This window comes from Paraburkholderia sp. RCC_158 (assembly GCF_041355255.1).
In the GTDB taxonomy this organism is placed as follows: Bacteria; Pseudomonadota; Gammaproteobacteria; order Burkholderiales; family Burkholderiaceae; genus Paraburkholderia; species Paraburkholderia graminis.
This window is the reverse complement of sequence record NZ_JBFUPM010000006.1, coordinates 45,530-67,335: the sequence shown is the minus strand read 5'-3', so window position 1 is coordinate 67,335 and position 21,806 is coordinate 45,530. Positions and strand designations below refer to the sequence as shown.

Sequence of the window (21,806 nt, the reverse complement as noted above, 5' to 3'; positions counted from 1 at the left end):
AACAGCGGGGACTTCAACAGCGAGTGCAACAGCGGGACTTCAGTAGAAGATGTCCTTGATACGGTAGTACGTGCCGACCAGCGGCAAGAACCAGGGCTTGCCGGTGTGCCCAGGAATCGCGGCCCATTCGGACTCGTCCCACGGGTTGCGCTCCGCGCGGCCGTCCATCACATCGGCCATCACCTGACCCATGTGCGTCGACATCTGCGTGCCGTGGCCGCTGTAGCCCATCGAAAAATAGATGCCGTCGTGCTGCCCGGCATGCGGCAGGCGATCGGCGCTGATGTCGACGAGACCGCCCCAGCAATAGTCGATGCGCGCACTCGCGAGCATCGGAAACATCGCGGCGAGACCTTGCTGCAGGATGCGCCCGCTCTTGGCATCGGATGGCCGCTCGGACGCCGTGAAGCGCGCGCGTCCGCCGAACAGCAAGCGCGAATCGGGCGTCACGCGAAAGTAGTTGTGCATCAGCCGCGTGGTCGTGTACGCGCGCCGGTTCGGCAACGTCTGCACGAGCAACGCGGGCGGCAGCGGCTCCGTCACGACGATGAACGAGCCGACCGGCGCAAGCCGCCGCCGATACCAGCCGAACGGTCCATGCCGCGACGGCCCGGTCGCGATCAGCACCTGCTTCGCGCGCACTTCGCCGCGCGCGGTGACGACGCGATGCGCGCCGCCGTCTTTCACGATCGACGTAACCGGCGCGTGTTCATACACCTTGGCGCCGCGCCGAACCGCCGCTTCCGCAAGCCCGACCGCGAACTTGCCCATATGCATCTGGCCGCCGTGACGATGCAGCAGCCCGCCGTAAAAACTGTCCGACTGCACTTCGCCGCGAATCCGCTCGCCGTCGATCAGTTCGATGTCGGGATCCACCGCGCGACGGATCAGATCCGCCGTCTTTTCCAGATGCGCAAAATGATGCGGCTTCGACGCGAGCTTGAGCTTGCCGGTCGCGGCGTAATCGCAGTCGATCTGTTCTTCGTCGATCAGACGCTCGACCGTATCGACCGCATCCGAATACGCGCGATAGCACGCGCTCGCACGCTCGAGGCCGAGTTGCGCGGCGAGCGCGACGAAGTCTTGCGCGACGCCCGTGTTCACCTGGCCGCCGTTGCGGCCCGAGGCGCCGCCGCCCACGCGTCCCGCGTCGACCACCACGACCGACGCGCCGCGTTTGCCGAGCGCCAGAGCCGCCGACAAACCCGTGAAGCCCGCGCCGATCACCACCACATCGGCGTCACCGTCGAGCGGGCCTTCGCACGCCGACACAAAGGGCGGCGCAGTGTCGAGCCAGTAAGAGTCGAGCTTCAAATCGAGCTTCATCCTGTGCGGGTCCATGATTGCAATCAGCGAGGCAACGTGGCGGGCGGCAGGTTCGTCGCGCGCTTACAGGCCGAGTTCGGCGGCCAGTTCCGGAATGCCGTTCACTTCGTAGTACTGGTAGTACGGCGTCGACGGTTCATGGCCGCGGTTGATGAACGCCTTGTGCTTGACGCCCATGTCGTGCACGGTCATCAGGTCGTAGCGCAGGCTCGACGACACATGCAGCACGTCTTCCGGATTGCAGCCGAGCTTGTCGAACATGTACTCGAAGCCTGGCATGCGCGGCTTGTACGACTGCGCCTGCTCGGCGGTGAACACCGCATGGAACGGCGCGCCGAGTTTGTCGACGTTGCTCTGGATCTGATCGTTCGACGCATTCGACAGAATCACGAGCTTGTACTTCTTCGCGAGCCGCGACAGACCTTCAGGCACGTCGGGATGCGGGCCCCACGTCGGCACCGCTTCATAGATCTTTTGCGCGCCGGCTTCGTTGAATTCGACGTTCATGCGCGCGCACGCACGGCGCAGCGCATTGACCACGACGTCGCGATACGGCTTCCATGCACCCAGCACTTCGTCGCGGCGATAGCCGGCGTAGAACGCGACCAGCTTTTCCAGGTCGTCGCTCTTCAGAATGTGGCCGTACAGTTCGCGCGTCATGTCCGCCATGCGGAATTTGGTCAGCGTGCCGTAGCAGTCGAAGGTGATGTATTTCGGTTCGAATTCGATCATGGTGCAGTCGTCCTATCGTGGTAAGGAACTCGGCGTCGAGCTCATTGGCGAAAAGTAAAAGCTGATTCCTGTAAAAGATTTAATCAGCGCAAAAACATAGATGTTCCTGATTCGCGCGCTGCCTGTGACACAAACCATGCGTTTTGAGGCCGTTGCGCAGCAGAGTCTGCCGTGATCCGGCGCAACCCTTAGCCGGCTTGGGTTTGCGGCGTTCTGAAGGGAATCTGTCGGGCGTCGGTCAGGCTCCAGGGCGGCCGCAAGATCGCCCCTGCATCACTGCCGCAAATCGATCAGCACGCTTTTGAAGCGCAGGTTCGCCTCGTAAGCCTGGCGGCCGAGATCCTTGCCGATGCCGGAGCGCTTGTAGCCGCCCGTCGGGATCATGAAGTCGGACGTGCGGCCATAGCGGTTGACCCACACGGTGCCCGCTTCCAGCGCGCGCACGAAGCGCAGCGCGCGGCCGAGATCGGCGGTATGCACGCCCGCGGCAAGCCCGTACTCGGGATGCTGCGCGAGCGCGAGCGCTTCTTCTTCGGTATCGAAGGTTTGCAGCGTGAGCACCGGACCGAAGACTTCCTCGCGCACCGCCTCGGACTGAGCGGTGACATCGGTGAGCAAGGTCGGCGTATAGAACGCGCCCGCCGATGCGCCGCGAACCTCGGCACGCTTGCCGCCGTGGCGCAAGGTCGCGCCCGCGTCGAGCGTGCGCCCCACGATACTTTCGATGCGCGCCGCCTGCGGCTCCGAAATGATCGGCGAGAGCGTCGTGCCCGCGGCCCAGGTCGCGCCGGGCTTAAGCTCCGCAAAAATCCTGCCGATGCGTTCGGCCAGCGGCTCGGCAAGACTGCGCTCGACCAGCAGCCGCGAGCCCGCGACGCACACCTGCCCCGCGTTGCCGGTGATCGCGCCCGCGATGCGGCGCGCCACATCGTCCAGACGCGGCGCGTCGGCGAAAACGATTTGCGGGCTTTTGCCGCCCAGCTCAAGCGTGACCGGCTTGGTGCCGCTCGCCGCGCAGGCCGCCATGATCGCGGCGCCCGTGCGCGTCGATCCGGTGAACGTGACCTTGCTGATCTTCGGATGACGCACGAGTTCGTCGCCGGTCGTGCGTCCGTCGCCCTGAATCACATTGAAGATGCCGGCGGGCACGCCGGCCTCGACAGCCAGTTCCGCGAGGCGCAGCACGGAAAACGGCGTCATCTCCGAAGGCTTGAGGACGACCGCGTTGCCCGCGGCGAGCGCCGGGGCGATCTTCCACGAAGCCATCACGAGCGGGAAATTCCACGGCGCGATGGCGCCGATCACGCCGTACGGCTCGGCGATCGTCATGCCGAGATGATCGTGGTCGGTAGCCGCGACGTCGCCGCCCAGCTTGTCGGCGAACTCCGCGTAAAAGCGGATGCCCTCGGCGGTGAACGGCACGTCCCACGACACGGCCTGGGCAACCGGCCGCGTCGAGCCGAGTGCTTCCAGGCGGCCGAGCGCGGGTGCGTCGGCTTCGACCAGATCGGCGAAGCGCCGCATGATCCTCGCGCGCTCGCGCGGCGCCATGCGCGCCCAGCCGCTCGTGCGAAACGCCTGCCAGGCGTTCTCAACCGCGCGGTCCACCATGTCCGCGTCGGCGACCGGCACGCTCGCGTAGACGACGCCGTCGGACGGGCGCGCCACGTCCATGCGGCGCGTGCCCTGCCCGCTGCCTTCCACCCACTCGCCGCCGATGAAATGGCCGCTGCGAATCGCGACGTCGTCCGGATTGAAGCTGTCCATGAGAAAGTGTCCTGAGTGAGTGACGCTGGATGGAAACCGCCTGCGCGGCGCCGTCGCCGCGACGCCCGCCATAAGTAAAATCGTAGAGCCGCGCGCCTGGCATATGTCGCCGACAAAAATCGCCGCGCAGCAGAACCCGCCTGTAATGCGGGCGCATACGGCATGTTTTGCATCGAATTGCGATGCGGCCTTGCGCGGCGCGCCGGATAGAAAGATCGTCCTAGTCACACCGCGCCGTGGATGACACAGTGACGCGTAAGCCTTTAGCCATTCAGGAGCACGGCGTGCCCGATTCGAAGACAGATCCGATAGCTGATCCGATCACATACAGACGCTTCACCCTCGACGACGTCGCCGCGGCGCATGCGTTGACGGTCGAACTCAAATGGCCGCATCGCGCGGACGACTGGAAGTTCGTCGCGCAACTGGGCGTGGGTTTCGTCGCCGAAGATGCGAGCGGCGTGATCGGCACCGCGCTTTGCTGGAAGTACGGCGCGGATCGCGCGTCGCTCGGCATGGTGATCGTGTCGCCGGCGCGGCAAGGGCTCGGCATCGGCAGAAAGCTGATGGAACTGCTGCTCGAGGAACTCGGCGGCCGCATCACCTTCCTGCACGCGACCGCCGCCGGTCAGCCGCTCTATGAAAAGCTCGGCTTTCGCGCGACGGGCACGCTCGATCAGCATCAAGGCGCGGCGTTCCAGCCGCCGCTCGTGTCGTTGCCGGCGGGCGAACGCTTGCGGCCGCTAGGGTCGAGCGATACCGCGCGCCTCGTCGAGCTGGCTTCGCAGGCAAGCGGCCTCGATCGCGGCGAAGTGCTGCCCGCGCTGCTGGAGAACGCCGACGGCATCGCGCTCGACCGCGACGGCGAACTCGTCGGCTTCGCGCTCTTTCGCCGTTTCGGACGCGGCTTTGCGATCGGCCCGGTGGTCGCGCCTGCCTCGGAAGGTTCGAGCCGCGCGAAGGCGCTCATCAGCCACTGGCTTGCACTGAACGAAGGCGTGTTCGTGCGCGTCGACACGCCGGGCGACAGCGGCCTGACCGAATGGCTCGAACAGCTCGGGCTGCCGCGCGTGGACACGGTCGTCAGAATGGTGCGCAACGCGCAACCGCAGAGCGTGGCGGCCAACGCGACACCTTATGTGCAATACGGCATCATCAATCAGGCGATTTTCTGACCCGTCATGGCCTTACTCTATAAAGCCGACCCGGCGCGCGGCCTGCAATGGGCGAGGCTCTTCGCCGAAAAGGCGCCCGGTTTGCCGTTCCATATCTGGCCCGATCACGGCGATCCCGCTGCGATCCGCTATCTGGTGGCATGGCAGCCGCCCGAAGACCCGACCCGCACGTTTCCCAATCTGGAAGTGGTGTTCTCGGTGGGCGCGGGCGTCGATCAATTCGATCTGTCCGGCGTGCCTGAGCATGTGCCGGTTGTGCGGATGATCGAACCGGGGCTCGTCGAAGGCATGGTCGAATACGTGACGCAGGCAGCGCTCACTATTCATCGCGATCTGTTCGACTACGGGCTTCAGCAGCAACAGCAGGTGTGGCGCGAACTGCCGCTGAAGCCAGCCGCGCAACGGCGCATCGGCGTGCTGGGGCTCGGCGTGCTCGGCACCGCGGTATTGGAGCGGCTGCGTCTCTTCGGCTTTGCGTGCGCGGGCTGGAGCCGCTCGCCGCGCGAGATCGAGGGCGTCGAATGCTATGCGGGCGAAAGCTCGCTCGATGCTTTCCTCGCCCGCACCGACATCCTGGTTTGCCTGCTGCCGCTCACGCCGGCCACGCGCGGCCTGCTTGATGGACGCCTGTTCGCGAAGCTGCCGCGCGGCGCCTCGCTGATTCAAACGGGCCGCGGCGCGCATCTGAATCAGCAGGACTTGCTGACGGCGCTCGACAGCGGCCAATTGCAGAACGCGATTCTCGATGTGACCGATCCCGAGCCGTTGCCCGCCGGTCATCCGCTGTGGACGCATCCGCGCGTGCGCATCACGCCGCATATCGCCAGCGCCACGCGGCCCGACACCGCCGTCGACGTCGTGCTCGATAACCTGCGCCGCCATCGCGAAGGCCTGCCGATGCTCGGCCAGGTCGACCGCACGCGCGGCTATTGAGCGCTCCCGCATTCCACCGGATACGCGCGCGCCACGGCTTTTCAACGTCCGCAGCACAAAATGCTAAGGGCATGCATCAAAACGCGTCGCGCGCGCTTTTCAGGCAATTGTTTAGGTAAGCGGACCATCGCCGTGGATCAGTAGTATGGAACCGTCAACAGCCCTTTCGCGACGAGAACCCACCATGCCGATCCAATCGCTCATTGAAGCCGACCGCCAGCACCTGATCCATCCTGTCATCAACTACCGTGCGCACGAGGCGCGCGGCGTCACGGTGCTCGAATCCGCGAGCGGCGCCTTTCTGCGCGACGCGGCGGGCAACGAACTGCTCGACGCCTTCTCCGGCTTGTGGTGCGTGAACGTGGGCTACGGCCAGCAGAGCATTGTCGAGGCCGCCACCGCGCAGATGCAGAAACTGCCCTACGCGACGAGCTATTTCCATTTCGGCTGCGAGCCGGCTATCGAACTCGCGCAAAAACTCGCGCAGGTCGCGCCCGCTTCGCTGCAACACGTGTACTTCACGCTCGGCGGCTCGGACGCGGTCGACTCGGCAATCCGCTTCATCACGCATTACTTCAATGCGACGGGCCGTCCGTCGAAGAAGCACATCATCGCGCTGCAACGCGGCTATCACGGCTCGTCGAGCATGGGCGCGGGGCTGACCGCCCTGCCCGCGTTCCACCGCAACTTCGATCTGCCGCTGCCGAACCAGCATCACCTGCCGTCGCCGTATGCGTACCGCAATAATTTCGCGGACGACGCCGCGTTGATCGCCGCCTCGGTCGCCGCGCTCGAAGCGAAGGTCGCGGAACTGGGCGCGGATAACGTCGCCGCGTTTTTTTGCGAACCGATTCAGGGCTCGGGCGGCGTGATCGTGCCGCCGGTCGGCTGGCTGAAGGCCATGCGCGAGCGTTGCCGCAAGCTCGGCATTCTGTTTGTCGCCGACGAAGTCATCACCGGCTTTGGCCGCACCGGGCCGCTGTTCGCATGTCAGGGCGAGAACGTCGAGCCGGATCTGATGACGGTCGCCAAGGGTTTGACCGCCGGCTACGCGCCGATGGGCGCGGTGCTGATGTCTGACGAAATCTATCAGGGCATCGCCGATGGCGACGCCGAGGCGATTGTCGGCCACGGTCATACGTATTCGGCGCATCCGGTCAGCGCGGCGATCGGTCTGGAAGTGCTGCGCCTTTATCACGAAGGCGGCTTGCTGGCGAACGGCGTCGCGCGCGCGCCGCGTTTCGCGCGCGGTCTCGACGCATTGCTCGGGCATCCGCTCGTGGGCGATTCGCGTCACCGCGGCCTGCTCGGCGCACTCGAACTCGTCACCGACAAGGACACCAAGGCGCAGTTCGACCCCGCGCTGAAACTGTCGGAGCGCATTGCCGTCGCGGCCTATGAAAACCGCCTGATTTTCCGTGCGTTCGGCGACAATATTCTCGGCTTCGCGCCCGCGCTTTCGTACACGGAATCGGACTTCGACCTGATGTTCGAACGGCTCGAGAAAACCCTGGACGACGTGCTTGCACAAGCCGACGTGCGGGCCGCGCTGCGCGGCAAAACCACGGCTAAGCACCAGGCCAAAAGTACCGCCGCTGCATGCTAGAGTAGAGGGCCGCCTGAGTCCCTTTCCTCAACCGCCGGAGCCACAACGTTACGATGAGCAGCGACTGCAAGCTAGACCGTATCGACCTGCGCATACTTTCGCAGTTGCAAAAGAAAGGCCGTATCACCAACGTCGAGCTTGCCGATGCGGTCGGCCTTTCGCCGAGCCCCTGCCTGATTCGCGTCAAGCGGCTGGAAAAGGCCGGCTACATCGTCGGCTATGGCGCGCAGATCCAGCTCGAAAAGCTCGGTGACGTGCAGATCGTGTTCACCGAAGTCACGCTCGCCGATCATCGGCGGGAAGACTTCGTGAAGTTCGTGAATGCGATTCGCGACGTGGACGAAATCGTCGAATGCCATCTGGCGAGCGGCGGCTACGATTACCTGCTGAAGTTCGTCACGCGCAGCGTGAGCCATTATCAGAGCATTATTGAAGGCTTACTGGAACGCGACATCGGCATTGAAAAGTACTTTAGCTACGTGATCATCAAGTCGCCGTTCGTGAAGAGCCACTATCCGCTCGAAACGCTGTTCTCGCAGAATCACCACTAAACACTAGTTAGGCGGTGTCGTCCGGCGGGTTCCACTGCGCGAACTCTTCGCTGAGAAAGTCCACGCAAACCCGCACTTTCGCCGACTGCGCGAGTCGCGCCGGATACACCGCCCACAGGTTCGCCGGCTGCGTCACCTCCGGCAACACCTGCTGCAACTGGCCGCTTTCCAGCAGCGGCCGCACGTCCCACATCGAACGCAGCACGATGCCGCGCCCGGCCAACGCCCACTGCACCGCGACCTCGCCGTGATTGGTCGACAAGGGTCCCGTGACCTTGATCGACGCCGCCTCGCCGCGCACCGTCAAACGCCACAAACCGAACGGATGATCGCGCTCCTTGATCGCGAGGCACGCATGCGCCGACAGATCCGCCAGTTGACGCGGCGCGCCTTCTCGCGCGAGATAATCGGGCGACGCGCACAGCACGCGATGATTCGACGCGAGCCGCCGCGCGATCAGATGCGGCGCGATGTCGTCGCCGATGCGAATGTCCAGATCGAAACCTTCGCCGGCGACATCGACGAGACGGTCGAACAGATCGAGCCGCACGCTCAATTGCGGATAACGTTCGGAAAAGCGCGCAAGCGCGGGCGCGACGAAGCGCCGGCCGAAACCGAAGCTGCTCGAAATGCGCAGCTTGCCGCCCGGAATGCGGCGCGTGGTGGACACGTCTTCAACGAGCTGATCGACGTCGTCGAGAATTTTTTCGGCCCACGTGTAGACGCGCTCGCCCGCCTCGGTGATCGCGACGCGGCGCGTGGACCGGTGCAGCAGGCGCGTGCCGAGCGTAGTCTCGAGCACGTTGATACGCTTGCTGACATACGCCGCGGACACCGACAGCGATTCGGCCGCCGCGCTGAAACTGGCTTTGCGCGCGACTTCGCAAAACACGCGCAGGTCGCCGAGATCGGGTGACGGGACGGCATTCATAGGTTTCTCGATGAGGCTCTGTGGCGTCCGGCTTTGTACACGAATCGTGCACAGTGGCTTAACTAAAGCGACCATTTTATGACCAAACAGCAGGAATAAAATAACTGTTATCGGATCGGTACAAGCCCTAATGGAGGAGCACAGCATGTCGAAGAAATATCGGATCGCAGTCATTCCCGGCGACGGCATCGGCGTCGAAGTCATGCCCGAGGCGCTGCGCGTGCTCGACGCGGTGAAGACGCGCTTTGGCATCGAACTCGAGTATCAGCACATCGAATGGGCGAGCTGCGACTACTACGCAAAGCACGGCCAGATGATGCCGGACGACTGGAAAGCGCAACTGCAATCGGCCGACGCCATTCTGTTCGGCGCAGTGGGCTGGCCCGACACCGTGCCCGACCACGTTTCGCTGTGGGGATCGCTGCTCAAATTCCGCCGCGAATTCGATCAGTACATCAACCTGCGTCCGGCGCGACTCTTCGCCGGCGTACCTTCGCCGCTCGCGGGCCGCAAGGCGGGCGACATCGACTTCTGGATCGTGCGCGAGAACACCGAGGGCGAGTATTCGTCGGTGGGCGGCGTGATGTTCGAAGGCACCGAGCGCGAGTTCGTGTTGCAGGAATCGGTATTCACGCGGCACGGCAGCGAGCGCGTGCTGAAGTTCGCGTTCGATCTCGCGCAGCGCCGCGAGCGCAAGAAGATCACCGTCGCGACGAAGAGCAACGGCATTGCGATCAGCATGCCCTGGTGGGACAAATGCGCGGCCGGCATCGCCGCGCAATATCCCGATGTGACGTGGGACAAGCAGCACATCGACATTCTGTGCGCGCGCTTCGTGCTGAATCCGGATCGCTTCGACGTGGTGGTCGCGACCAATCTGTTCGGCGACATTCTTTCCGACCTCGGCCCTGCATGTACCGGCACGATCGGCCTCGCGCCGTCGGGCAATCTGAATCCGGACCGCAAGTTTCCGTCGCTGTTCGAGCCGGTGCACGGCTCCGCGCCGGACATCGCCGGCAAGAACATTGCCAATCCGATTGCGATGATCTGGTCCGCCGCGATGATGCTCGACTTCCTCGGCAATCACGAGGGCAACGAGCGCGACGCGCACGACGCGATTCTGGCCGCCATCGAAGCAACGCTCGTTGAAGGCCCGCATACTGGCGACCTGGGCGGCAAGGCGAACACCACACAAGTCGGCGAGGCGATTGCGGCGAGGCTCGGCTGAACATGGAAACCTATCCGATCGAAGTCGCGTTCCCCGATATTTCGGTGCACGAACAATCTGCGTCGGGCATTGCCTACGTTCACACGTTCGACTCCGGCGTGGACGGTCCGCACGTCATGATCAACGCGCTCACGCACGGCAATGAAGTGTGCGGCGCGATTGTTGTCGATGAACTCTTGCGCCTGAAGCTGCGCCCGCGCCGCGGGCGGCTCACGCTCGCGTTTGCGAATGTCGACGCCTACCGGAGCTTCGATCCCGCGAAGCCGGACGCGGCCCGTTTCGTCGATCAGGACTTCAACCGCGTGTGGACCGCGGCGGTGCTCGACGATGCCGCGCGCAACTCGAGCGAACTCGCGCGCGCACGGGCGATGCGGCCGGTGATCGACAGCGTTGACGCGCTGCTCGATCTTCATTCGATGCACGAAAAAAGCAAGCCGCTGATCGTGGCCGGGCCGCTGCAAAAAGGCATCGACCTCGCCGTGCAGCTCGGCACGCCTGCCACCGTGATCTGCGACGAAGGCCATCCCGAAGGCCGCCGCATGCGCGACTACGAAGGCTTCGGCGACCCGGCGAGCGCAAAGAACGCGTTGCTGATCGAATGCGGGCAACACTGGGAGGCGAGCGCCGTCGCAGTGGCGCGCGACACCACCGCGCGGTTTTTGCTGCTCGCCGGCGTGACCGACCAAAGCGATCTGCCGTCGGACTGGCTCGCGCCGTTACCGCCCGTGCAGCACATCGTGCGCGTCACGCAACCGGTCGTCGCGACAAGCATGGATTTTCGTTTTGCCGGTCCTTATACCGGGCTCGAAATCTTTCCCGAAGCCGGCGCCGTGATCGGCTGGTCGAACGGCGAAGCCGTCGCCACGCCTTACGACAACTGCATGCTCGTGATGCCATCGTTGCGGCAATTGCGCCCCGGCGTCACCGTCGTACGACTCGGCAAGGTCGAGCAGACCATTGCGAACTCATCAACCCGCGGCCTGTGAGCAGGCTGCGTGCATTCATCGGATAAAGGCGCTGAAAGCCATGAAGGTTCAACAAATCAAACAGAGCGTGACTCTGCCGAATCTCGAGGATTGGGGCACGGCCGGCTTGCCGGGCACCACGCCGATCCGCGTGTCGGGTGTGCAGCGCGTGCTCAGTAGCGCCGAGGCGATTGACACCGGCATCTTCGAATGCTCGGCCGGCACGTATCGCCGCTCGGTGAAGCAGGCGGAGGTGATGCACATCCTCGCTGGACGCGGACGCTTTACGCCGGACAATGAAGAGACGGTCCATTTCGCGGGCGGCGACACGTTGTTTTTCGAAGCGAATACGGAAGGTCTCTGGGAAGTCGAGGAGACCATGCGCAAGGTGTACGTCATTCTCTGATTTAAACCGCTGTATCTGCTCTTCAGTCGGCGCGCGCGAGCGCGCGCCGCGGCTGCCTCGCCCTTCCCCATTGTCCTTTCGACGCCAACCGGCCACAGTGTCGGGTAATCCCGCGTTGACCCTTCGTCGGGAAATTCCTTACAGTGTCGCTTGTTCGCTGAGAGAATCACAGTTCTATATACGAACAAATCAAAACTGATGGCGACAGGCACACCGTCCGCATACCATGCATGAATGAAGCGGACCGTGCGACGCGCATCGTAAGGTAAGACAAGGCTCGCTCCGACGAGCCTTTTTGCAGTCAGGAGACCCATCATGAATCGCAGCGACGCTGTGAACGTTCAGACCTTCCTCAACGAGCATCCGTTTTCGCCGTTCCAGTGGCTGGTCTTTGCCATGTGTTTCGTGATCGTCCTGCTGGATGGTTTCGACACGGCCGCCATCGGCTTCATCGCGCCGTCGCTGCTCGCGGAATGGGGCATCACCAAACCGGCGCTCGCGCCCGTGCTGAGCGCGGCGCTGTTCGGCCTCGCGTGCGGCGCACTGGCCTCCGGGCCGCTGTCCGACCGGCTCGGGCGGCGCTCGATGCTGCTCGGCTCGGTGCTGCTGTTCGGCGCCGCGTGCCTCGGCTCTGCGTTCTCGACGAGCATCGAATATCTGACGGTGCTGCGCTTCGTTACCGGCGTCGGCCTCGGCGCGGCCATGCCGAACGCGGTCACGATGATGGGCGAATACTGCCCGGACAGCCGCCGCGCGACGATCATCAATCTGATGTTTTGCGGCTTTCCGCTCGGCGCGGCATTCGGCGGCTTCCTCGCCGCGTGGATGATTCCGCACTTCGGCTGGCGCAGCGTGCTGTTGCTCGGCGGCATCGCACCGCTCGTGCTCTTCGTGCTGTTGCTGATCAGGATGCCGGAATCGGTGCGCTACATGGTCGCCAACAATCAGCCGGTCGCGCGCATTCGCGCGGCGCTCGGGCGCGTCTCCAGCACGGCCGCCGACGCGGAAGCGTTCACGATGACCGAGACCGCGCCGGCAACCGGCGGCAAGGGCGCGGCCGTCGTGCTGTCGCGTGCGTACATCGTCGGCTCGGTAATGCTGTGGATCACCTACTTCATGGGCCTCGTGATTTTCTACGCGTCGATCAACTGGATGCCGATTCTGCTGAAGGACGCCGGCCTCACGCCGCAACGCGCGACGCTCATCTCCGCGTTGTTCCCGCTGGGCGGCGTGGGCGCCGTGGTGTGCGGCGTGCTGATGGACCGCTTCAACGCGAACCGGATCATCGCGGCCTGCTATGCGCTGACCGCCGTGAGCGTGTACTTCATCGGCCAGGCCGCGGGCAATGTCGGCGCGCTCGTGTTCATCGTGTTCGTCGCGGGCGTGCTGATGAACACCGCGCAATCGTCGATGCCCGCGCTCGCCGCCGCGTTCTACCCGACGCAAGGCCGCGGCACGGGCGTCGCGTGGATGCTCGGCATTGGACGTTTCGGCGGCATTGCGGGCTCGTTTCTCGTGGCCGAACTGACACGCCGTCACTTCACGTTCGCCGGCATCTTTGCGACGATCGCGGTCGCCGGCATCATCGCGTGCATCGCGTTGCTGATCAAGCAGATGGCGCGGCCGTATGTGGCGAACGCGCCGGTGTCGAAGGCGGAATCGTTTGGGCATTGATTGATGCGTAGCGCGCGAGAGCGCGTGCCGGTTTGCTTGCTTCGAGTTTGTTCAAAGCCGCCTTTCGAGGCGGCTTTTTTATTTGGCGGATCAACGTGCGTGAGCGGGCTCGCGGCTTGCTGAATTCAAGCTGACTCTCTTTTGGAGCGCACGTCATGAACCTGAATCCGATTGCCAATACGCTGCCCGCTCGCCACATTCTGTCGACGATGACAGCCGCCGAATCCGACCCGCCCGCCGGCGAAAACGACGACGACCTCGACGACGAACTCGATGAAACCGGCGCCGTCACGAACAGAAGCAACGGCAAAAGCGGAACGAACACCGAAGCCGAGCCCGACAAGAAATAGCAGCAGCCAGCGACGAATCGACGCGGGCAGCTATCGCTTGCTCGCGCGTAAACTGCGGGCTTTGCGCCCAACAGGATTCGTCGTCATGAAACGCGTAGTCGTATCGGCATTGCTTGCAACGTGTCTCGCACAAGCGGCGACTCAGGCCGCGGCACAAACGGTCAGCAATCAATGCTTTGCAATCGGCGATATTGCCGGTCAGGTGGCGTCGTGGCGCGCGCACAAAAAGACCAAAGCGCAGGCGCTCGATCAAGCCGCAAAGTACTATCGCGACGATGCGGACCGCCAGACCTTCGCCGCGATCATCGAGAAGATCTATGCACCGAACGCGCCACGCATGACGCCGGATCAGGCCAGCATGGCGTTCACATCCGACTGCGTGAAGGCGCGCACGCAGCAGACGTCAGCGCGCTAACGCCTGCTTTGCGATGCAATGCGTTGACGGCTTTACGCCCGTTTAAAGTTTGCGAAACGCATCCAGCGAACTCAGCACGTTGCCGTGAAAATCGAACAACGTGTTGTTGTCCCACTGATCGCCCGCGCCGACTTTCCAGCCGACATTCGGCGTCGGAATCCATTCCGGCTCCCACCAGAACACGCCTTTGCCGTGGCCGTCGGGTATTGCCTTCACGATGTCGGCGACAGCCGCAAGAAACTGCGCCTGGCCTGCGGGCGTTTGCGGGAAAGTCGTTGAACCCGTGTTAGTCATCGCATTCGGCTCGGAGTCGCCGTCGCTCGTCGTCCACGGATACGCGGTTTCCACCACCATCACATCCTTGTCGTAGCGCGTCGCGAGATCGTTCGCATTGGTTTGCAGATCGCTCAGCGCGCCCTGCCATTGCGGGTAATACGACAAGCCGATCATGTCGAAGCTCACGCCTCGCTGGATCGCGCTGTCGAACCACCAGCGACTCGTCGCGTTGTTGCCGCCGCTGTCGATATGCAGCATGACCTTGATGCGCTGATCGACCGATTTGACCGCATCATGACCCGCCTTCAGCAATTGCGCGAGGTTGTCCCACTGATCGTATTTGCCGAGCGGCCACAGCATGCCGCCGGTGATCTCATTGCCCACCTGCACCCACTCGGGACGAACGCCGTCGCGCTTGAGCATATTGAGTACATTCGACGTGTACTCGGACAGCAATGCACAAGTCTCCGTAATGTTCTTGCCGGCCCACGCATGCGGCGGGTACTGCTTGCCCGGATCGGCCCACCAGTCGCTATAGTGAAAGTCGATCAGGATGCGCATGCCGAGCGCCGCAGCACGCCGCGCCAGCACACGCACATGTTCCGCGTTGTTGTAACCGGCGCGCGGGCTTTGATCGGCTGGAAAATAGTTCGGATTGCCAGGATCATTCCAGACCTTGATACGAATGGAGTCGACGCCGTGACTCCTCAGAAGCAGCAGACAGTCGTGCGGCACGCCATGATCGTAGAACTTCGCGCCGTTCGCTTCGAGTTCGAGCAGCGTGGAAACGTCCGCGCCCTTTGCAAACCAGCCGCTACGTGAAGCCGTTTTGACGTCGTCAGCGGCCATTGCCGGCGTGCCGATCATCGAGCCCGCGCCGGCCGCTGCCGCCGCGGACGCGAGCCATCCCAGCATTTCTCTTCTGTTCATCTGTCATCCTCCATCTATTGAATGGCGACTCGTCGTGGCTCGCCTGGTTCAGATTGAAGCTGCTCAATGCCACTACTGACTTGCTGCTCGGTACTTCATACGTCTTTCCATGCGCAGACATCGCCGGTGCGCAGTTGCGGCTGTCCAAGCACGAACGTTGCATTGGCCGGCGCGGGAACCTGCACCTGCTGCGCGCCGAAGTTGAACGCGAACGTCAAATCCGCACGACGCCGAATGCGCAAGCCTTCCGGCAGCAATTGCGTCGCAATGCCGGCTTCTTGCGCCGCCCGCTGCAATACCGCGCGATGCAATGCGTGCGAAAGCCAGGCCGCCACGTAACGAACGCGCCCATGAGTGAGAATGGCGGGCCACGTGTCCGCGAATTGCGCATCGACGCGCGTCTCGCTATTAGCGCGCACGTGTTCGCGCCAATGCATTGCGATACCCTCGACACCATCAATAGAAACAGCGGGTGCGAGCGATGCACGCAGCGACTCGACTTCGAGCACTTGCATCGGCAGTACACGTTGCAGCGCGCCGGGCGGCAGTTGCTGTGGAATCGCAAACGCCGCGGTCTTTGAGCCGCTGCGCGGCCCGAATACCCATTGCGCGGAACCACGCTCGATTTGCGCGACCAACGCATCGTCGATCACAGCGACACTCGGCACGACCACGAGCCGGTATGAGGAAAGATCGGCCTTACTCGAAACAATGTCCACGTCGAGCCCAAGTTCGCGCAGCGACTCGTAGTAGTCGAACACGAGCGTTTGATAATCGAAGCCCTTGCCGTGACGCTGAATCTCGAACATCCACTGCGTTTCGTAATCGAATACGATTGCAGTCGCCGCACGCGCGGGAGCGCCCAGTCGTGCGAACTCCGGGATAGAAGCAATCTCACGCGCCGCCTGTTGCACCTCCATGCCGCCCGGCGACAACTCGTTGTTCGGCAGATTGAGGCCAGAATGCATCTGCTCCTGCGCATACGGGCACTGACGCCAACGGAAATACGACACCAGTTCGGCGCCGTGCGCGAACGCCTCGTAGGCCCAGAGTCTGACCATGCCTTTCGCGGGCACCGGATTCCACGGCGCCCAGTTCACAGGGCCCGCCTGCTGCTCCATCACCCAGAAACGCCCGCGTCCGATTGCACGGTAACGGTCGTGATCGAATGCGGATACATCGGGATGCGCGGTGCGCGCGTAACGCGCTTTCTGCTCTTCAGGCAACGCAATCGATTCGGTGCGCGCAATCGGATAGCTGTCCCACGCGGCGACATCGAGTGAATTGTTTTCTGCGAAGCGGTAGTGATCGAACGTGGTGAAGAAGCCCATGAAGTTATGCAGTACATCGGCCGTAGGTGCATAACGGCGCAATACATCGACTTGCTCGCGATGAAAACTCGCCACCTCGTCGGACATGAAACGGCGAAAGTCGAGCAGATGAATCGGGTTCGCGTCCGTCGGCGTGAGATTCGGCAATTCGATTGCTTCGAACGACGCGTACTCCATGCTCCAGAACACGTTGCCCCATTCACGGTTGAGCGCATCGACCGTTTCATAGCGTCGACGCAGCCATGCGTGAAAGCGTGCTAAAGCAGCCGGCGAATAGCTCGGCACGGTTTCATGACAACCGAGTTCGTTATCGGTTTGCCACGCAATGATCGACGCATGCCGTCCGTAACGCTCCGCCATTGCACTGACAATACGCAAGCACTCTCGCCGATAAATCTCACTGCAAACATCGTAATGACGGCGCGAGCCGAAATTCCAGCGCGTGCCGTCGGCGCGTACAGGCAACACGTCCGGATGCGCGTCGATCAACCACTTCGGCGGCGACGCGGTAGGCGTGCCGAGCACGAGTTTCAGTCCGGCATTCGCGAGCGTGGCGACCGCTTCGTCGAGCCATTCCCATACGAATTCGCCCGCGCGCGGTTCCATCCGGCTCCACGCGAATTCAGCGATACGTACGTGCGTGATGCCGAGTTCGACCATACGCTTCGCGTCGTCGGCCCACATCGTGTGCGGCCATTGTTCGGGGTAGTAGCAAACACCAAGTTGCATGTGAAAGTCTCTTTATGAGTGACGTCGAATAGCCGGATCAGCCCTTGCTTGCACCAAAAGTCAGGCCGGCGACGAAATGCTTTTGCATCGCGAAGAACATCAACACGGAGGGCAGCGCGGCAAGCACCGAGCCGGCCGCGACCAGATTCCATGCGGTCGTCCATTGCCCTTTGAGTGCGGCGACGCCGACAGTGATCGGCGCGGCTTCATCGCCTTGTGTGAGACATAGCGCCCAGAAGTAGTCGTTCCAGACGAACGTGAACACGAGAATGCCGAGTGCGGCGAGCGCGGGACGAATCAGGGGCAACACGATGCGCCAGTAGATCGCCCATTCGCTCGCGCCTTCCACCCGTGCGGCCTCGATCATTTCAAACGGCAACTGCTTGATGAAATTGCGCAGAAAGAGCGTGCAAAAGCCAGTCTGAAATGAAACGTGAAAGATCACGAGCGCCCATACGCTATTAAAGAGGCCGAACTTCAGGGCCATGTCGCGCACCGGAATCATCAGGATCTGGATCGGCACGAAATTGCCGGCGACGAAGCCGAACAGGATCACGGTATTGCCGGGGAAACGATAGGTGGCCAATGCAAAGCCCGCCATCGACGCCAGCACGATCGCACCGAGTACTGAAGGCACCGTAATGAGCACGCTGTTCGCGAAGTAATGCAGCATCGGCGTTTGCGTAAGCGCGGTGCCGTAGTTTTCGATCAGCGCAAAGTGTTTGGGCCAGGTCCAGTACTCGCCTTGCGAGAGTTCGTCGGAAGAACGAATCGACGTGACGAGTACAGCAAGCATCGGCAATAGCCAGATCAGCAATGCAATCGGCAAAGACGCTTTATATAGCCTGCGATTCAGGGGTTTCCAGCGTTGTACGGGAAGTGGATACATGACGCGTGACTCCGGTAATCAACGTTCTTCGCGCAGCATGCGGCGCAAATGGAACACGATGTAGACGAGCATGATGGCGAACAGCACGACGGCAATCGCCGCGGAATAGCCTTCGCGGTAGTACTTGATCGCCTGGTCGTACATGTAATAGGCGAGCACGGTTGAACTGTCGAAAGGACCGCCGCCGCTCATCACGGCAATCAGATCGAAGCTGCGCAGCGCGCCGATTACCGTCAACACCACCGCCATGAAAGTGGCGGGCCGCAATTGCGGCAAAATCACGTGCCACAAAAGACGCAATCCTTTCGCGCCTTCCATGCGCGCGGCCTCCACTACTTCCGGGTTAATGCCGGTGAGACCGGTGAGATACAGCACCATGCAAAACGGCGTTTGCGGCCACAACGCAGCGAAGATAATGCCGAACGTCACGGTCTTCGGATCGCCGAGCACAGGAATGCCGTGACCGACAATCAGTCGCAGCAGGCCGAAGCCTGGGTCGTAGAACCAGCTAAACACGAGACCGACTACCACGCCCGACAGCACGAACGGCGCGAAGAAAAGCGACTTCACGACACGCATGCCGCGAATGTGCTGATTCAGATAAAGCGCGAACAGCAGGCCGAGCGGCGGGGCCAGCAGAAATAGCGCGAGCCATATCAAGTTGTTCTTTAGCGCCGTATAGAAGGTATCCGCGTGGAATAACTCGACGTAGTTGTCGAAGCCGGCGAAGGTCTTCGGCGTCATGCCGTCCCAGTGATAAAAGCTGAGCGATATGCTGCTGATAATCGGATAAATCACGCATAGACAGAACAACGCACAGCCCGGCAACAGGAACAGCAATGCGGCGCGATGCTGATGACGGCGCGTCGTGGAGACGTGACGATGCTGGGCCGCGGGTAGGCGGCGCGCTGCGGAATGAGACATGGATCGAGCCTCGTCGAAAGTCGAAGGCGTACGCCGGCGCCGCATGGCGCCGGTGCGGTGGACTTACTTCTTGTAGATACGCTTGCGCGTCGTTTCGAGGCGCGCGAGTATCGCGTCGAGTTGCGACGGATCGCTGTAGAACTGCTGCATCGCTTTCATGCCCTCGTCGGCCATTTCTTTTTGCATGTCGCGATCGTAGAACTGTGCAATGCCGCCTTTCGTATTCGCGAGCGTCTGAAAGCCAACTTTGGAAATTGGGTCTTCCGGCTCCGCTGCCTGACTATTCGAAGGCAACTGGCCCCAGCCGCGCGCGAGATCCGCATTGATCTGCGGCTGCTCCATGAAAGCGAGCAGTTTGCGTGCGTCGGTCTTGTTCTTCGCTTTTGCCGGAATCAAAAGTACATTGACGGGACCGTCTTCGGCCATTGGCACATTGGCGTCGATCACGGGGAAGCGGAAGAAGCCCGTTTGCGGCTTCACGGATGCGGGAATGCTCGCCGAGAAGAATGTGCCCATCAACATCATCGAGGCTTTGCCGCTCACGAGAAACGGTGCAATGGAATCGAGATCATAGGAGAGTGCGTTGTCGATGTAGTAATGATCGTCGATCAACGTTTTCCACGCGGTGTAGACCTTTTTCACGCGCGCGTCCGTGTACGGAATCTCGCCTGCCATCAGCTTCTGATGAAACTCGTTGCCGTTGATGCGCAAATCCAGATAGTCGAACCATGCGGCGAGTGTCCAGCTATCGCGAGCAGCGACTGCAATAGGCGCGACGCCACTCGCCTTCAGCTTTTTGCAGGCATCGAGAAATTCATCCCATGTCTTCGGCTCGCTTTTAACGCCCGCCTTCTCGAACAGATCCTTGCGATAGAAGAAGCCATACGCGTCATAGCCGAGCGGCGCCGCGTACTGCTTGCCCTTATAGGTCGATGCTTCCTTCACCGACGCATATTGCTGCGACCAGCCGTTCTTGTTCCAGTCCGGCGTGAGATCTTCCAGCAGGCCGCGCTGCGCGTAATACGCCATGCGCTCGCCGTCGTGCCAAGACACGACATCGGGCGGATCGGTCGCCAGCCAGCCGCCCATCTGTACCTTGTACGCTTCCTCGGTGATGTAAGTCACTTTCAGATCGACATCGGGATTGGCTTTCTTGAACTTGTCGAACGCGTCCTGCCATGTCGAGCGCTGATTGCCGCGCGCTGACACGTTGACGGTGAGCGTAGCGGCGTCGGCTGTCACGTAGCCGAGCGTGCCGGCAACGAGCGCGGCTGCAACCGACACGCGCGCTAGACGGCGAAGGCGTAGAGCAATCATCTTTTGTCTCCTTGACTACCTTGTTGGCTGGCAGCGATTCACTGCCAACGTGGTGAACCGCTCTATGGCGGCATCCTGCTTTAAAAAATCGACTACTGCTATGGCTTGCGGTAATGCATGAATCGCGGCCTGTTCACGCGGCAATGCGCTCAGGGTCGAACGTGCTACGGCGCAGCGCGACACCTTGCGCGTCGAACAGATGACACGCCTCAGGCGGCACGTGAACGCGAATGCGCTCGCCGGAACCGATCGGCGTATCGCCCGGTGCCTTCGCGACAAGCGAGCCGCCTGCATGATCCGCGTGAATGTAGCTGTGTTCGCCGAGTCGTTCCGACAAAACGGTTGCGCACTCAATGAACTGCTCGTTGCCATCGAGACGCAAATGCTCGGGGCGCACGCCAAGCGTGACCGGCTGGCCGCGCTGCAGGCGACGGCCATCCACGTAAGCGGTCAACTGCTCGTCTTGTCGAGCGAGCGTGACCGACACTTTGCCTGGCTCTATCGAGTCGACGACACCGTCGATAAAGTTCATGCGCGGCGAGCCGATAAAGCCCGCGACGAAACGCGAATTCGGGTGGTGGTACAACTCGAGCGGCGCACCGCTTTGCGCGATGCTGCCGAAGCGCTCGGCATCGGCGCCCGCATGCAGCAGCACGATTCTGTCCGCGAGGGTCATCGCTTCGACCTGATCGTGCGTGACGTACACCACGCTCGCATTCGCAAACCGCTGATGCAGGCGTGCAATCTCCACACGGGTTTGCCCACGCAATGCGGCGTCGAGATTCGATAGCGGTTCGTCGAAGAGAAACACACCCGGCTCGCGCACGATCGCGCGGCCAATCGCAACGCGCTGACGCTGGCCGCCGGACAGCGCTTTCGGATAGCGGTCAAGCAAGCTGTCGAGTTGCAGAATGCGCGCAGCTTCGCGGACCTTGCTGTCGATCACGCTCTTCGGCTGCTTCGCGAGCTTGAGACCGAACGCCATGTTGTCGAACACCGTCATGTGCGGGAACAGCGCGTAGCTCTGGAACACCATCGCCACTCCGCGGCCGGCTGCGGGCACGTCGTTCATCAGACGGCCGCCGATGCGCAGTTCGCCCGCGCTGAGATCCTCGAGACCCGCGATCATGCGCAGCAACGTCGACTTCCCGCAGCCCGACGGGCCGAGAAACACGCAGAACTCGTGCTGCGCGACTTCCAGGTTGACGCGCCGGATCACCGGCGCGTGGTCGCCGTATGCCTTCTCCACGTCGGTTAAACGAATCGTAGCCATCTTGTCTCCTCTTCATTTAACCGCTTAAATCGCGCGAAAAAATAGTTCGCCGGGTCTTGCGCACGCGGCATTTAATCG

At 62.3% G+C, this 21,806-nt stretch carries 20 protein-coding genes; 10 read left to right on the top strand and 10 right to left on the bottom strand.

Features of this window, described 5'->3' with window-relative positions:
- Positions 1-39: 39 nt before the first annotated feature.
- The 3 genes from AB6809_RS14055 to AB6809_RS14045 all read right to left on the bottom strand — a co-directional run bounded on the left by AB6809_RS14055 (position 40) and on the right by AB6809_RS14045 (position 3,825).
- Positions 40-1,314: an FAD-binding oxidoreductase gene (locus AB6809_RS14055; protein WP_029966551.1), complete on the bottom strand. Its 1,275-nt coding sequence runs from the start codon at positions 1,312-1,314 to the stop codon at positions 40-42.
- 75 nt (positions 1,315-1,389) lie between these two features.
- Positions 1,390-2,058: a haloacid dehalogenase type II gene (locus AB6809_RS14050; protein WP_029966552.1), complete on the bottom strand. Its 669-nt coding sequence runs from the start codon at positions 2,056-2,058 to the stop codon at positions 1,390-1,392.
- A gap of 273 nt (positions 2,059-2,331) precedes the next feature.
- Positions 2,332-3,825: an aldehyde dehydrogenase gene (locus tag AB6809_RS14045; RefSeq protein ID WP_029966553.1), complete on the bottom strand. Its 1,494-nt coding sequence runs from the start codon at positions 3,823-3,825 to the stop codon at positions 2,332-2,334.
- Between the two features lie 308 nt (positions 3,826-4,133).
- Here AB6809_RS14045 and AB6809_RS14040 point away from each other — a divergent pair, with 308 nt between their 5' ends.
- The 4 genes from AB6809_RS14040 to AB6809_RS14025 all read left to right on the top strand — a co-directional run bounded on the left by AB6809_RS14040 (position 4,134) and on the right by AB6809_RS14025 (position 8,090).
- The gene (locus AB6809_RS14040; RefSeq protein WP_029966555.1) at positions 4,134-5,000 is read left to right on the top strand and encodes a GNAT family N-acetyltransferase; all 867 of its coding nucleotides are present in this window, start codon (positions 4,134-4,136) and stop codon (positions 4,998-5,000) included.
- 6 nt (positions 5,001-5,006) lie between these two features.
- Entirely contained in the window at positions 5,007-5,933 is a 927-nt protein-coding gene (locus tag AB6809_RS14035; RefSeq protein ID WP_006049124.1) for a glyoxylate/hydroxypyruvate reductase A, read from the top strand.
- A gap of 184 nt (positions 5,934-6,117) precedes the next feature.
- A complete protein-coding gene (locus AB6809_RS14030; protein ID WP_029966557.1) occupies positions 6,118-7,539 on the top strand; it encodes an aspartate aminotransferase family protein in 1,422 nt (473 codons plus the stop codon).
- 53 nt (positions 7,540-7,592) lie between these two features.
- Positions 7,593-8,090 carry an Lrp/AsnC family transcriptional regulator gene (locus AB6809_RS14025; RefSeq protein ID WP_006049122.1) on the top strand — a complete coding sequence of 166 codons (498 nt, stop codon included), beginning with the start codon at positions 7,593-7,595 and terminating at the stop codon, positions 8,088-8,090.
- A gap of 7 nt (positions 8,091-8,097) precedes the next feature.
- Here AB6809_RS14025 and AB6809_RS14020 read toward each other — a convergent pair whose 3' ends face one another.
- Positions 8,098-9,021 (bottom strand): LysR substrate-binding domain-containing protein, encoded by a 924-nt coding sequence (locus AB6809_RS14020; protein WP_029966558.1) that lies wholly within the window; start codon positions 9,019-9,021, stop codon positions 8,098-8,100.
- A gap of 145 nt (positions 9,022-9,166) precedes the next feature.
- On the opposite strand from AB6809_RS14020, the gene AB6809_RS14015 reads away from it, so the two are divergent.
- The 6 genes from AB6809_RS14015 to AB6809_RS13990 all read left to right on the top strand — a co-directional run bounded on the left by AB6809_RS14015 (position 9,167) and on the right by AB6809_RS13990 (position 14,059).
- Positions 9,167-10,249, top strand: a complete 1,083-nt coding sequence (locus tag AB6809_RS14015) for a tartrate dehydrogenase (protein WP_029966559.1) — start codon at positions 9,167-9,169, stop codon at positions 10,247-10,249.
- Between the two features lie 2 nt (positions 10,250-10,251).
- Positions 10,252-11,235 carry a succinylglutamate desuccinylase/aspartoacylase family protein gene (locus AB6809_RS14010; RefSeq protein ID WP_371026844.1) on the top strand — a complete coding sequence of 328 codons (984 nt, stop codon included), beginning with the start codon at positions 10,252-10,254 and terminating at the stop codon, positions 11,233-11,235.
- A 40-nt stretch (positions 11,236-11,275) separates the two neighbouring features.
- Positions 11,276-11,620: a cupin domain-containing protein gene (locus AB6809_RS14005; RefSeq protein ID WP_029966561.1), complete on the top strand. Its 345-nt coding sequence runs from the start codon at positions 11,276-11,278 to the stop codon at positions 11,618-11,620.
- 315 nt (positions 11,621-11,935) lie between these two features.
- Positions 11,936-13,294: an MFS transporter gene (locus tag AB6809_RS14000; RefSeq protein WP_006049117.1), complete on the top strand. Its 1,359-nt coding sequence runs from the start codon at positions 11,936-11,938 to the stop codon at positions 13,292-13,294.
- A 155-nt stretch (positions 13,295-13,449) separates the two neighbouring features.
- Positions 13,450-13,644 (top strand): hypothetical protein, encoded by a 195-nt coding sequence (locus tag AB6809_RS13995; protein ID WP_029966562.1) that lies wholly within the window; start codon positions 13,450-13,452, stop codon positions 13,642-13,644.
- Between the two features lie 85 nt (positions 13,645-13,729).
- A complete protein-coding gene (locus AB6809_RS13990; RefSeq protein ID WP_006049114.1) occupies positions 13,730-14,059 on the top strand; it encodes a hypothetical protein in 330 nt (109 codons plus the stop codon).
- 42 nt (positions 14,060-14,101) lie between these two features.
- Here the strand turns inward: AB6809_RS13990 and AB6809_RS13985 are convergent, their stop codons facing one another.
- The 6 genes from AB6809_RS13985 to AB6809_RS13960 all read right to left on the bottom strand — a co-directional run bounded on the left by AB6809_RS13985 (position 14,102) and on the right by AB6809_RS13960 (position 21,728).
- A complete protein-coding gene (locus tag AB6809_RS13985; RefSeq protein WP_029966563.1) occupies positions 14,102-15,265 on the bottom strand; it encodes an arabinogalactan endo-1,4-beta-galactosidase in 1,164 nt (387 codons plus the stop codon).
- Positions 15,266-15,360: 95 nt separating this feature from the next.
- Positions 15,361-17,325: a beta-galactosidase gene (locus AB6809_RS13980; RefSeq protein ID WP_371026843.1), complete on the bottom strand. Its 1,965-nt coding sequence runs from the start codon at positions 17,323-17,325 to the stop codon at positions 15,361-15,363.
- A gap of 37 nt (positions 17,326-17,362) precedes the next feature.
- On the bottom strand, positions 17,363-18,214 hold the full coding sequence (locus AB6809_RS13975) for a carbohydrate ABC transporter permease (RefSeq protein ID WP_006049111.1): 852 nt from the start codon (positions 18,212-18,214) through the stop codon (positions 17,363-17,365).
- Between the two features lie 18 nt (positions 18,215-18,232).
- On the bottom strand, positions 18,233-19,138 hold the full coding sequence (locus AB6809_RS13970; RefSeq protein WP_029966567.1) for a carbohydrate ABC transporter permease: 906 nt from the start codon (positions 19,136-19,138) through the stop codon (positions 18,233-18,235).
- Between the two features lie 63 nt (positions 19,139-19,201).
- Positions 19,202-20,455, bottom strand: a complete 1,254-nt coding sequence (locus AB6809_RS13965; RefSeq protein WP_029966569.1) for an ABC transporter substrate-binding protein — start codon at positions 20,453-20,455, stop codon at positions 19,202-19,204.
- Positions 20,456-20,588: 133 nt separating this feature from the next.
- Positions 20,589-21,728 carry an ABC transporter ATP-binding protein gene (locus tag AB6809_RS13960; protein ID WP_029966571.1) on the bottom strand — a complete coding sequence of 380 codons (1,140 nt, stop codon included), beginning with the start codon at positions 21,726-21,728 and terminating at the stop codon, positions 20,589-20,591.
- Positions 21,729-21,806: the final 78 nt, after the last annotated feature.